Consider the following 12216-nt stretch of genomic DNA (forward strand, 5'->3'; position numbering starts at 1 on the left):
GGGGTGGGGGGCGCCGTCCACACCCCCGCCCCCCCCCTCCCGCGTCCCCGACCCTCCGGGCCGTCAGCTCTTGCGGCCCGCCGAAGCGCCGCTCAGCGCCTCGGCCGGTGGGCCCTTCTGCTCGGGGATCTTGACGGACTCCTCGACCTCGGCGGTCCGCCCGGCCCGGGGCCCGGCGAACAGGTAACCGAGCCCGAAGCCCGCGGCGACCACGGCGCCCCCGCCCACCGCGTCCAGCACCCAGTGGTTGGCCGTGCCGACGATCGTCGCCAGGGTGATCGCCGGGTGCAGCGCGCCCAGCAGCTTCATCCACGCCTTCGGGGCGAGGATGACGATGACGACCCCGCACCACAGGGACCAGCCGAAGTGCAGCGAGGGCATCGCCGCGTACTGGTTGGTGAGCCCGGTCAGGGTTCCGTAGTCGGGCTTCGAGAAGTCCTGCACGCCGTGGATGGTGTCGACGAACCCGAGCCCGGGCATCAGCCGCGGCGGAGCCAGCGGGTACAGCCAGAACCCGAGCAGGGCGAGCAGGGTGGCGAAGGCCAGCCCGGTCCGCGCCCACCGGTAGTCCACCGGCCGCCGCACGTACAGCAGTCCGAGCACGCTCAGCGGAACCACGAAGTGGAAGGACGTGTAGTAGAAGTTGAAGAAGTCCTCCAGCCACGGCAGGCTCACCACCTGGTGGTTCACCCAGTGCTCGATGTCGATGAACAGCGCCTTCTCGATGGCGTGGATCTGTTCGCCGTGCGCCTCCGCGGTCTCCCGTCCCGAGGTGGCCGCGAGCCGCACCTGCTGGTACGCGGAGTAGCCGACCCGGATCAGCAGCAGTTCCAGCAGCAGGTTCGGTCGGCTCAGCACCCGCCGCCAGAACGGCACCAGCGGCACCCACTTCCAGCGGGCGGGCACGGGGGCGGCGTACTGGGTGGGCGTCGGGTCGTCGTAGTGCGGCGAGGTGCGCGACAGGAACGGCACGAAGCAGGCCGCGGCGAGCGCCGCGATCAGGATCACGTTGTCCCGCAGCGGATGCATGACGCCCATGTTCGGCAGCATCATCTTCGCGGGCAGCGTCATCGCCAGGACGACGGCGACGGGCCACACCGGCCGGTCCGCTGCCCGCTTGCCGACCCGGCCGACGACGGCGAGCAGCACCCACAGCAACTGGTGCTGCCAGGCGGTCGGCGAGACCGCGGCGGCGACGCAGCCGGTGATGGCGACGGCGAGCAGCAGCTGCCCGTCCTGGGCGTAACGCACGGCCCGGCGCAGTCCGAGGAAGACCACCGCGGCGGCGAGCACCAGGAACAGCGCCCACTCCAGCGGTCCGCTCAGCCCGAACCGCAGCAGCGCGCCGTGCAGGGACTGGTTGGCGAGTCCGTCCGGGGTCGCTCCCAGCCCGGCGCCCGCGATCTGCTCGATCCAGTACGTCCACGAGTCGTCGGGCATCGCGGCCCAGGCGAGGGCGGAGCACGCGGCGAAGGTGGCGCCGGCCGACACCGCAGCCTTCCGGCGGCCGGTCAACCACAGCAGCGGGGCGAACAGCAGCACGGTCGGCTGGAAGGCCGCCCCGACGCCGATCAGGATGCCGCTCGCCCGTTCCCCCCGGGCGGCGAAACAGCCGAGCAGCACCAGCAGCACCGGGATGATGCTGGTCTGACCCAGGTACAGGGTGTTGCGCACCGGCAGGGACAGCATCAGCAGGCAGACCGCCACCGGTGCGGCGAGCAGCGCGGTGCGGCGGGACACCGGCCCGGGCAGGGCGCGCGCGGCGACCAGGCCGAGGGCCACCACGAGCAGGAGGGTCCCGAAGGTCCAGCCCCAGCCGAGGGCTTCCTCGGCCGCGCTCGCGAACGGTTTGAGGACGAGTCCGTTGAACGGGGTACCGGTGAACTGGTCGCTGTCGTAGACCGACCCCGGGACGTGCAGCACGCCGTCCGTGCCGATCCAGGTGCCCAGGTCGGTGAGGCGTTCATCGGGAGGCTGCCGCACTATCACCGCGACCTGTCGGACGGCGAGCAGCGCCGCCATCAGCCACAGGCCGATGCGGACGGCCGCGATCCGGGGGTGCACCGCTGGTGCGGGTGGCCCTCCCGGTCTCGCTGCTCGTGCCTCTCCTGGTCCGTGCTCCGTCTCAGCCACGCCGCGTCGGCCCTCCCGCCCCGTTTCGCTCACTGCGCTCATCGATGTACGGCCTGTCTCGATGGGCCGACCCTAAGAGGCTCGCATTGCCCGTGCGAAGAGACGCAGGCAACCCCCGTTTCACCTGACGGCCTCTTTACTTTTGATCGGACGACGATAGTGGGGAAAAGGCTCAGCACTGAACGCGGAATGCGATCTTGATCACACTCTAGCCGGTTCGTGCGGGTGGTCCTCCGGGCGTCTCCCGCCTGCCGGGGGCGCGGTGGACAGGGCGCGCGACGGGCGCCGCGCCGCCTCGTTCCGCGGTGGCTCCGGCATTTCGGCCGTGCGCCCGAACCACCCCACCGGAGGACCGGGCGCCGGGTCGAGGTCACCGGGGGCTCGGCCGGGATAGGTTCTGTGAGAAACACGACTGAGCGGGACCGAGGAAAGCGGGGAGTCCGTCACATGGCCGAGCAGGAGCGTTGGGACGCCGTCGACGACTACGTCACGTCCGCACTGACCCTCGCCGACGAGGCGCTGGACGCGGCACTGGGCGACAGCGACGCGGCGGGGCTGCCGCAGATCGCGGTCGCCGCGAACCAGGGCAAGCTGCTCCAGCTGCTCGCCGAGGTGCAGGGCGCGCGGAAGATCCTGGAGATCGGGACCCTCGGGGGCTACAGCACGATCTGGCTGGCCCGCGCGCTCCCGGCCGACGGTCGACTCGTCACCCTGGAGTACCAGGCCGCGCACGCCGAGGTCGCGCGGCGCAATCTCGCCCGGGCCGGGCTGGACGGGGTGACCGAGGTCCGCGTGGGCGCCGCCCTGGACACGCTCCCGCTGCTGGAGGCCGAGGGCGCGGGCCCCTTCGACTTCGTCTTCATCGACGCCGACAAGGTCAACAATCCGCACTACCTCGACTGGTCGGTGCGGCTCACCCGGCCCGGCTCGGTCATCGTCTGCGACAACGTGGTGCGCGGCGGGGCCGTCGCCGACGCGGACAGCGCCGACCCCGCCGTCGTCGGGACCCGGGAGCTGATCGACCGGGTGGCCGCCCATCCCGGGCTGAGCGCCACCGTCGTCCAGACGGTCGGCTCCAAGGGGTACGACGGCTTCCTGCTGGCCCGCGTCACCGGCTGAGCCCGGCCCGCCGCCGGGCCCGCCGTCCCGACCGGTTTCACACCTCGTGGTAGAAGCCGACGTTGACCGAGCGGGGCCCGGTGCGGTCCAGGATGACGACCTCGCCGGAGGAGCCCGGGGGAAGCGGTGAGGTGCCGCCGTAGGCGAGCGGCTGCGAGGGGCCCCGGCCCACCGTGAGCCGTACCTCGGAGGACGGGTCCACCTGGGAGCCGCGCAGCCAGGACACCGTCCAGCTCCCGTCGGCTCCGCAGCGGAACTCCAGATGGGTCCGGGACACGAAGAGCCAGTCGCCGGGGGTGGCGAGGCGACACACGCTCCGGTCCCGCCCCACTCGCAGGACCGAACCCGCGTCGCTCGTCTCCTCCGCCATCAGCATGCCGGCGGTGGCGCCTGCGTCGGCCTCCGACAACGTGGCCATGGTCAGCTCAAGCACCCGGTGCTCCTTCGTTCCGCCCGGCCCCTGGCGTCGGCCGTGGTCAGTCGCTGTGGTCATGGGGAGGGTCGCACAGCCCCCCACGGTAGGGGAGCCCCCGCATTTCCCCGAGCCCCCTCGGCAAGCCCCGCCGGCCCTGCACTGTCCCCTGCGGGTGCGCTGTGCTTGCTCGCGCCGTTCCCCGCGCCCCTTGCGGTGCGCCCTGGCTGGGGTGCGCTGTCTCCTGCGGGTGCGTCGTGGTTGCTCGCGCCGTTCCCCGCGCCCCCTTGGGTGCGTCCTGGCTGGGGTGCGTTGTTCAGCTGAGCTATGTGCCGCGTTCGCGCGGTTCCTCGCGCCCCTTGCGGTGCGCCTTGGCGGGGGTGCGCTGTCTCCTGCGGGTGCGCTGTGGTTCTGCGCAGTTCCCCGCGCCCCTTTCCGGTGCGCCCCGGCGGGCCTGCACCGTCCCCTGCGGGTGCGTGGTGGTTGCTCGCGCGGTTCCCCGCGCCCCTTTGGGGGGCTCCGTGCCGCAGACGGCGAGCGGGGCGTCCGGGATCAGGGGCGCGGGGAACTGCGCAACACCACAGCGCACCCCGCCGGACAACGCACCCGTGCGTGAGCGCACCTAGAGGGGCGCGGGGAACGGCGCGGGCAACCACCACGCACCCGCAGGCGCCGGACAACCGAGTACCCCGCGCGCCGAAAGGCCGGTCCGATTCAGGGGGCCCCGCCCGGGGAACACCCTGATCTGGTGTGCGACCAGGACGGACGCCCGTACGGCGTTCCACGGGGAGGCGGTTGAAGGCATGACCGAGCGAGTGGAGCACGGACAACTGTTCATCGGCGGAGCGATGGCCGACCCCCTCGGCAGCGACGTCATAGAGGTGGTGTCACCCCACACGGGCGAGGTCTTCGCCCGGGTCCCGCACGCATCACGGGCCGACGTGGACCGGGCCGTCGCCGCCGCGAGGGACGCCTTCGACCACGGACCCTGGCCCCGGGTGGCCCTCGCCGAGCGCCTGGAGGTCGTGGGCCGGATCAGGGACGGCCTCGCCGCACGGCACGAGGAGATGGCCCGCCTCATCACCTCCGAGAACGGCACCCCGTACACGTCGAGCGTGCACATGCAGGCCCTCGCCGCGCTGCGGGTGTGGGACGCGGCGATCCTCGTCGCCCGGGACTTCGTCCACGAGGAGCCCCGCACGGGAGCCTCCGGCCGGCTGCTGGTCCGCCGGGAACCCGTCGGGGTCGTGGCGGCCGTCGTGCCCTGGAACGTGCCCCAGTTCACGGCCGCCGCGAAGCTCGCACCCGCACTGCTCGCCGGCTGCCCGGTCGTCCTGAAGACCTCCCCCGAGACCCCGCTGGACGCGTACGTCCTCGCGGAGATCGCCGCCGGGGCGGGGCTGCCCGAGGGGGTCCTGTCGATCCTCTGCGCCGACCGCGGGACCAGCGAGTACCTGGTCGGGCACCCGGACGTGGACAAGGTGTCGTTCACCGGCTCGGTCGCCGCGGGCAAACGGGTGATGGAGATCGCCGCCCGCAACCTCACACGTGTCACCCTGGAGCTGGGCGGCAAGTCGGCCGCGGTGGTGCTGCCCGACGCCGACGCGACCACCGCCGTCGCGGGCATCGCCCCCTTCGCCTGGCTGCTGAACGGCCAGGCGTGCGTGGCCCAGACCCGCATCCTGGTGCCCCGCACCCGGCACGACGAGTTCGCCGACGGCTTCTCGGCCGCGGCGAACGCCCTGCTCGCCGGGGACCCCCTGGACCCGGCCACCGAACTCGGCCCGCTGGTCGCCGAACGCCAGCAGCGGCGCTCCCTGGACTACATCCGGCTGGGCCGGGACGAGGGCGCGAAGGTCCTCGCCGGCGGCGGCCGTCCCCGCGGGTTCGACCGGGGCTGGTACGTGGAGGCGACCCTCCTCGGTCAGGTCGACAACTCCATGCGGGTCGCCCGGGAGGAGATCTTCGGCCCGGTGGTCTGCCTGCTCCCGTACGAGGACGAGGAGGAGGCGGTGCGGATCGCCAACGACTCCGCGTACGGACTCTCCGGCAGCGTGTGGACGGCCGACCCGGAGCGCGGGCTCGACGTGGCGCGCCGGGTGCGCACCGGGACGTACTCGGTGAACACCTTCGACATCGACGTGCTCGGTCCGTTCGGCGGGTACAAGGACTCCGGCCTCGGGCGCGAGTTCGGCCCCGAGGGGTACGCCGCGTACTTCGAGCACAAGACGATCCACCTGCCCGCGGGGTGGGAGGGCTGACCCCCGCCCCGGGCGGGGCTCAGTGGCGGCCCGCGCAGGGCGGGTCGAGCAGTCGGCAGGCCGTTTCGACGTCGTGCCGCACCTGCTCGATCGACGCCCGCCCGGACAACCAGGCGATGAGCACCGAGTGCCAGGTGTGCTCGATCACCCGCACCGCGGCCGTCCGCTCGGGGCCGAGGTCGTCCAGGCCCGTGGCGTCCACGATGATCGCGGTGGTCAGCCGGCACACCTCGTCCACCTCGGAGCTGACCGACCGGTCGGCGAACGTCAGGGCGCGCACCATCGCGTCGGCGAGGTGCGGTTCCCGCTGGAGCGCGCCGAACGCCCCCATCAGGGTCCCGGCGACGCGCTCGGCGGGACCGTCCCCGGCGGGCGGTCGCTTGCGCAGCGTGGCGTGCAGGCGTTCCAACCGGTCCCGCATGGTGGCGACCAGCAGATGGACCTTGGACGGGAAGTAGCGGTACAGCGTGCCGAGCGCGACGCCCGACAGCTCCGCCACCTCCCGCATCTGCACCGCGTCGAAGCCGCCCCGGCCCGCGAGCCGTGCGCTGGCGTGCAGGATGCGGCGGCGCCGGGCCTCCTGGCGTTCGGCGAGGGGCGGTGCAGCGGCGGTGCGCCCACTGGCGTCCCCGGGTCTGGCGTGCGCTGTCATCTAACCCGATCGTCCCGTTCCGTGGCCGTCGTGGAGGTCCGGGCGCAGCCGGCCCGCTCGCCCGGAGGCGCCCGGCCCCGCGCCCGGAGGCTCCCCGGACCGTACGGCATGGTAGGGCGCCGCGTCGTGGCGCGAATCACCCGAACCGCCCGGCCACGCAGGGCTACCAGCCGGTAGATTCAAGCTCTTGAACGAGCGGGTCTGAAACTTGTTCTACATTACCGCCCGCGCATAGGGTCGCCGGTGTACGCCGCGAGAAGGGGGCCACGAGTGACGGCTGAGGCCATGGAGGCCCGCCCCCGATCGGGAGGGGACCCCTCGACCGGTCGGCCCGACGGCGCACCCCCCGGGCACGGGGGACAACGGCCGCTGCGGATCGCGCTGCTCAGCTACAAGGGCAACCCCTACTGCGGGGGGCAGGGCGTCTACGTCCGTCACCTGTCCCGCGAACTGGTCCGCCTCGGCCACACCGTCGAGGTGATCGGCGCCCAGCCCTACCCCGTGCTCGACGCCGTCGAGGGCGAGAGCGAGGGCGAGGGCCGTGGCGCCGACGGCGAGGGGCCGGGACGGCTCTCCCTCACCCCGCTGCCGAGCCTCGACCTCTACCGCGAACCCGACCCCTTCCGCACCCCCGCCCGCGACGAGTTCCGCGACTGGGTGGACGCCCTGGAGGTCGCCACCATGTGGACCGGCGGCTTCCCCGAACCGTTGACGTTCTCGCTGCGCGCCCGCCGCCACCTGCGGTCCCGCCGCGGAGAGTTCGACGTCATCCACGACAACCAGACGCTCGGCTACGGACAGTTGGGCGATCTCGGCGCCCCCCTGGTCACCACCGTCCACCACCCCATCACCGTCGACCGGCGGCTGGAGATCGACGCCGCCGCGGACTGGAAGCGACGGGCCTCCGTCCGCCGCTGGTACGCGTTCACCCGGATGCAGAAGCGGGTCGCCCGGCGCCTCCCGTCGATCATCACCGTCTCGGGCAGCTCGCGCCGCGAGATCATCGACCACCTCGACGTGCGCGCCGGCCGCGTCCACGTCGTCCCCATCGGCGCCGACACCGACCTGTTCACCCCCGACCCGTCCGTCGCCGAGGTCCCCGGCCGGATCGTCACCACCTCCAGCGCCGACGTCCCACTCAAGGGCCTGGTGCACCTCATCGACGCGTTGGCGAAGCTCCGCACCGAACACCCGGACGCCCACCTCGTCGTGGTCGGCAAGCGCGCCGAGGACGGCCCGGTCGCCCGGGCGATCGAACGGTACGGGCTCGACGGCGCCGTGGAGTTCGTCAAGGGCGTCAGCGACAGCGCACTCGTCGACCTGATCCGGTCCGCGCAGATCGCCTGCGTCCCCTCGCTGTACGAGGGCTTCTCCCTGCCGGCGGCCGAGGCCATGGCGACGGGCACCCCGCTGGTCGCCACCACCGGCGGGGCGATCCCCGAGGTCGCGGGACCCGACGGCGAGACCTGCCTCGCGGTGCCGCCCGGCGACCCCGGCGCCCTCGCCACCGCACTCGGCCGCCTCCTCGACGACGAGCAGCTGCGCACCCGGCTCGGGGCCGCGGGCCGCGCCCGGGTCCTCGACCGGTTCACCTGGGCGCGCGCCGCCGAAGGCACCGTCGAGCACTACCGCACGGCCATCGCCCGCGCGCACACCGGCCGGGGCGGCGCCCCGGCCGCACCGACAGGCACCGGCCGCACCGCGGCCGTCGCCGCCAGGGAGAACAACCGCTGATGCTGACCGTCGACTTCACCCGCTTCCCGCTCGCCCCCGGCGACCGCGTCCTCGACCTCGGGTGCGGCGCCGGACGCCACGCCTTCGAGTGCTACCGGCGCGGCGCCCGGGTCGTCGCCCTCGACCGCAACGGCGAGGAGATCCGGGAGGTCGCCCGCTGGTTCGCCGCGATGCGGGAGGCCGGGGAGGCACCCCGAGGGGCCACCGCCACCGCCATGGAGGGCGACGCCCTCGCCCTGCCCTTCCCCGACGCCTCCTTCGACGTGGTCATCATCTCCGAGGTGATGGAACACATCCCCGACGACAAGGGCGTCCTCGCCGAGATGGTCCGCGTGCTGCGGCCCGGCGGCCGGATCGCCGTCACCGTGCCGCGCTACGGACCCGAACGGATCTGCTGGGCGCTCAGCGACGCGTACCACGAGGTCGAGGGCGGCCACATCCGGATCTACCGCGCCGATGAACTGCTCGCCCGGATGCGGGAAGCGGGCCTGCGCCCCTATGGCAGCCACCACGCCCACGCCCTGCACGCGCCGTACTGGTGGCTCAAGTGCGCGTTCGGCGTCGACAACGACCGGGCGCTACCGGTGCGCGCCTACCACAAGATGCTGGTCTGGGACATCATGAAGAAGCCCCTCGCCACCCGGACCGCCGAACGGGCCCTCAACCCGCTGATCGGCAAGAGCTTCGTGGCCTACGCGACCAAACCGCACCTCCCGCCGGTGGACGCCCCGTGACCACCCCCCGCACCGAGCACCTCGCCCTGCCCGGAGTGCTCACCGCGGCGCAGGCGGCGGCCACCGTACGGGCCCTCCTCGCCGTCCAGCGGCCGGACGGCGCCATCCCCTGGTTCCGCGGCCACCACCTCGACCCCTGGGACCACGTCGAGGCCGCGATGGCGCTGGACGCCGCCGGCGAACACGAGGCCGCCGCCCGCGCCTACGCCTGGCTCGCCCGCCACCAGAACCCGGACGGCTCCTGGTACGCGGCCTACGCCGACGGCGACCCCGACGACGTCACCGACCGCACCCGGGAGACCAACTTCTGCGCGTACGTCGCGGTCGGCGTCTGGCACCACCACCTCGCCACCGGCGACGAGGAGTTCCTCGACCGGATGTGGCCCACCGTCCACGCCGCCGTCGAGTTCGTCCTCGCCCTCCAACAGCCCGGCGGGCAGATCGGTTGGCGGCGCGAAGCCGACGGCACCCCCGTCGCCGACGCCCTGCTCACCGGCAACTCCTCCGTCCACCAGGCCCTCGGCTGCGCCCTCGCCCTCGCCGAACGGCGCGGGGAGCACCGGCCCGAGTGGGAACTCGCCGTCGGAGCGCTGCGGCACGCGATCGGGCACCACCCCGAACGGTTCCTCGACAAGGACCGCTACTCCATGGACTGGTACTACCCGGTGCTCGGCGGCGCGGTGACCGGCCCCGCCGCCCGACGGCGGATCGCGGCCGACTGGGACCGGTTCGTGGTGCCCGACCTCGGCGTCCGCTGCGTGTCCCCCAACCCCTGGGTCACCGGCGGGGAGTCCGCCGAACTCGCCCTCGCCCTGTGGGTCGCGGGCGAACCGGACCGGGCCCGGGAGGTGCTCGCCGCCCTCGGCCACCTGCGCGACGAGACCACCGGCCTGTACTGGACCGGCTACGTCTACGCGGACCGGGCGATCTGGCCGGCGGAACAGACCGCCTGGACGGCCGGCGCGGTGCTGCTCGCCGTGGCCGCGCTCGGCGGCCACGAGGCGACCCGCGCGGTCTTCACCCCCGAGCGACTGCCCCGGGGCGTCGCCCCCGCCTGCTGCTCCTGAGCGCGCCCCGCCACGCCCTGACACCGCATCAGGAGGCGTACGCGACACGGTCCGAAAAGGGGCGAGGGCCCACCCGCGTACGGATGGGCCCTCGTCGTACCGCTGCGGGGGGATCAGCCCCGCTGGATGCCCGAGGTGTCCTGGAGGACGCCGCGGCGACCGTCCTGGGTCTGGGCGATCAGACCCGGACCGCGCTGGTCCACGGCCAGGTACCAGGTGCCGGGGGCGAGCTCGGCGATCGGGTTCGGAGAACCGTCCTCCGGGTACAGCGGCCGGGGAACCGGAACCGCGAACCAGAACGGCGAGAAGTCCCCGCCGGACGACTGCGGACCGGGCGCCGGAGCACCCTGCTGCGGCTGGCCCTGCGGGGCACCGCCCGGCGTGCCGAACGGGCCCGGCTGCGGCTGGCCGCCGAAGGCCTGCCCACCGGCAGCCCCCGGGTACCCGTAGCCACCGGCCGGCGGCTGCTGACCGTAGGGCTGCGGGGTCGCCGGGCGCGGGGCACCGAGCAGCGGGGCCTTGAGCGCGGGCACCAGCGGAGTCGCCACCGCGGCACCGGCGAGCACCACGGTCGCGATCAGACCGATGATCAGACCCGTGCCGGCGTCCGGGGTGAGGGCGCCGTTCCCGTCGAACGGGCCGGCGGGGTCGAAGATGTTCCCCAGTGCGCTCCACGCCGAGAAGACCGCGAACGCGACGCCGAACTGGCCGAGGTCGAGCCCCACGACCTTCCGCGGCTGGGACTGGGTGTGGGCGAAGACGATGACCACGGCGGCGATGATGCCCGCCAGGTACATGCTCATCAGGGTCGGACCGCTGTCCCAGGCGTTCGGGTACTCGGTGCTGTCACTGGCCCCGTCGATCGAGTACGTGTCGAGGAACGACGCGATGAAGAGCAACACCGCTGCTCCGATCACCACGCCATCGCCTCTAGTGAGGGAGCGGATGTTCACTTCAGGAAGGTCCTTCGTCCGTCGTCTGGTCGGTCGCTGGTGAAGGGGGCTGCGCTGTCGCCCACGGGCGTGGGCGGAGCGGGGGGTGACCCTCCATCGTAGGCTGACCCTATCGTCGGCCCGGCGAAGGAGTCTGCCAGGCCGGGGCAGGGCATACTACCCACGCAGAAAACTCATGATTCCCTCAGCGATCCCCCGCGCCGCCTTCTCCCGCCACGCCCCGTCGGTCAACCGGGCCGCGTCCTGGGGGTCGCGCATGTTGCCGCACTCGATGAACACCTTCGGCACCCGTGACAGGTTGAGCCCCCCGAGGTCGTCGCGCACGTCGATGCCGGTGCCGCCGCCGAGGTAGTTGGCCGGCTCGCTGCCGGTGGCCAGCGCGAACTGCCGGCCGATGCGTTCCCCCAGGTCACGGGAGGGCCCCACGATCGCCGCGGTGTCGGCGGCCCCGGCCTTGACCCGCGCGGGCAGGATCAGGTGGTAGCCGCGGTTGCCCCGGGCCGAACCGTCCGCGTGCACGGACACCACCGCATCGGCACGGGCCTCGTTGCCGATGCGGGCCCGCTCGTCCACGCACGGCCCCCAGGCCCGGTCCGCGTCATGGGTGAGGACCACGGTCGCGCCCTGCTCCCGCAGCCGGGCGCGGAGCTTGCGCGACACGTCCAGGGTGAAGTCCGCCTCCCGGTAGCCGCCCGGGCCGTCGCTCGTCGTCGTTCCCGTGGCGTCGCACGCCTTGCGCCCGGTGCCGATGTCGACCTCCCGGTTGATCTCCTCGGCGTGCCGGAAGTTGCCCGGGTTGTGCCCCGGGTCGACGACGACCACCTTGCCCGCCAGCGGCGCCTTCGCCGCGGGCCCCGCGGACCCGTCCGGGCGGACCCCCTCGGACGGGGACGACCCTGCCGGCCCCTCGCCCCCGCCCCTCCCGTCCACGGAGGCGGGACGACCCCCGGGGGAGCCCTCCTGCGCCAGGGCCAGCCCCGCGACGAGCGCCACGGGCAGCAGGACGGCCGCCGCGACCAGGGCCCGGCGGCGGGTGCGGCGCCCGGTCGACGCGGGGACGGAGCCGGGCTCGGGACGGGAACCGGGGTGCGACTCGGGACGGGGTCCTGAACGGTCTTCTGGGTGGGACACGGCAGCGACTCTAACCCCGG

Annotated in this window: 10 protein-coding genes; 5 read left to right on the plus strand and 5 right to left on the minus strand. The window is 73.6% G+C overall.

Translation table 11 applies throughout. From position 1 onward, the window contains the following. Positions 1–63: 63 nt before the first annotated feature. Positions 64–2022 carry a phosphatase PAP2 family protein gene (locus tag ACFYOU_RS08645; RefSeq protein WP_391304947.1) on the minus strand — a complete coding sequence of 653 codons (1959 nt, stop codon included), beginning with the start codon at positions 2020–2022 and terminating at the stop codon, positions 64–66. Between the two features lie 558 nt (positions 2023–2580). Here ACFYOU_RS08645 and ACFYOU_RS08650 point away from each other — a divergent pair. Then, positions 2581–3252, plus strand: coding sequence for a class I SAM-dependent methyltransferase (locus ACFYOU_RS08650; RefSeq protein WP_391304239.1), 672 nt, complete (start codon positions 2581–2583; stop codon positions 3250–3252). 37 nt (positions 3253–3289) lie between these two features. Here the strand turns inward: ACFYOU_RS08650 and ACFYOU_RS08655 are convergent, their stop codons facing one another. Continuing rightward, positions 3290–3685 (minus strand): hypothetical protein, encoded by a 396-nt coding sequence (locus ACFYOU_RS08655; protein WP_387004995.1) that lies wholly within the window; start codon positions 3683–3685, stop codon positions 3290–3292. Between the two features lie 782 nt (positions 3686–4467). Here ACFYOU_RS08655 and ACFYOU_RS08660 point away from each other — a divergent pair. Next, complete coding sequence (locus ACFYOU_RS08660) at positions 4468–5925, plus strand: aldehyde dehydrogenase family protein (RefSeq protein ID WP_391304240.1); 1458 nt, start codon at positions 4468–4470, stop codon at positions 5923–5925. 19 nt (positions 5926–5944) lie between these two features. Here ACFYOU_RS08660 and ACFYOU_RS08665 read toward each other — a convergent pair whose 3' ends face one another. Continuing rightward, a complete protein-coding gene (locus ACFYOU_RS08665; RefSeq protein ID WP_391304242.1) occupies positions 5945–6577 on the minus strand; it encodes a TetR family transcriptional regulator in 633 nt (210 codons plus the stop codon). A gap of 270 nt (positions 6578–6847) precedes the next feature. On the opposite strand from ACFYOU_RS08665, the gene ACFYOU_RS08670 reads away from it, so the two are divergent. From ACFYOU_RS08670 to ACFYOU_RS08680, 3 genes are read left to right on the plus strand one after another with little or no spacing between them, the layout of a single operon-like run. Further along, positions 6848–8311, plus strand: coding sequence for a glycosyltransferase (locus tag ACFYOU_RS08670; RefSeq protein ID WP_391304244.1), 1464 nt, complete (start codon positions 6848–6850; stop codon positions 8309–8311). After that, on the plus strand, positions 8311–9045 hold the full coding sequence (locus ACFYOU_RS08675; RefSeq protein ID WP_389770816.1) for a methyltransferase domain-containing protein: 735 nt from the start codon (positions 8311–8313) through the stop codon (positions 9043–9045). Before ACFYOU_RS08670 ends, ACFYOU_RS08675 begins: the two co-directional genes overlap by 1 nt. Beyond that, entirely contained in the window at positions 9042–10112 is a 1071-nt protein-coding gene (locus ACFYOU_RS08680) for a prenyltransferase (protein WP_391304246.1), read from the plus strand. Before ACFYOU_RS08675 ends, ACFYOU_RS08680 begins: the two co-directional genes overlap by 4 nt. A gap of 113 nt (positions 10113–10225) precedes the next feature. Here ACFYOU_RS08680 and ACFYOU_RS08685 read toward each other — a convergent pair whose 3' ends face one another. After that, entirely contained in the window at positions 10226–11065 is an 840-nt protein-coding gene (locus tag ACFYOU_RS08685; protein ID WP_391304248.1) for a hypothetical protein, read from the minus strand. 156 nt (positions 11066–11221) lie between these two features. Continuing rightward, entirely contained in the window at positions 11222–12196 is a 975-nt protein-coding gene (locus ACFYOU_RS08690) for an N-acetylmuramoyl-L-alanine amidase (RefSeq protein WP_391304249.1), read from the minus strand. Positions 12197–12216: the final 20 nt, after the last annotated feature.

Origin of the sequence: Streptomyces sp. NPDC005955 (assembly GCF_042871255.1) — a bacterium.
Taxonomy (GTDB): Bacteria; Actinomycetota; Actinomycetes; order Streptomycetales; family Streptomycetaceae; genus Streptomyces.

Bases quoted from the DNA above. Each gene is read 5' to 3' on its own strand.
- ACFYOU_RS08645 (WP_391304947.1), bottom strand. From the start codon at position 2,022: ATGGCGGCGCTGCTCGCCGTCCGACAGGTCGCGGTGATAGTGCGGCAG.
- ACFYOU_RS08650 (WP_391304239.1), top strand. From the start codon at position 2,581: ATGGCCGAGCAGGAGCGTTGGGACGCCGTCGACGACTACGTCACGTCC.
- ACFYOU_RS08660 (WP_391304240.1), top strand. From the start codon at position 4,468: ATGACCGAGCGAGTGGAGCACGGACAACTGTTCATCGGCGGAGCGATG.
- ACFYOU_RS08665 (WP_391304242.1), bottom strand. From the start codon at position 6,577: ATGACAGCGCACGCCAGACCCGGGGACGCCAGTGGGCGCACCGCCGCT.
- ACFYOU_RS08675 (WP_389770816.1), top strand. From the start codon at position 8,311: ATGCTGACCGTCGACTTCACCCGCTTCCCGCTCGCCCCCGGCGACCGC.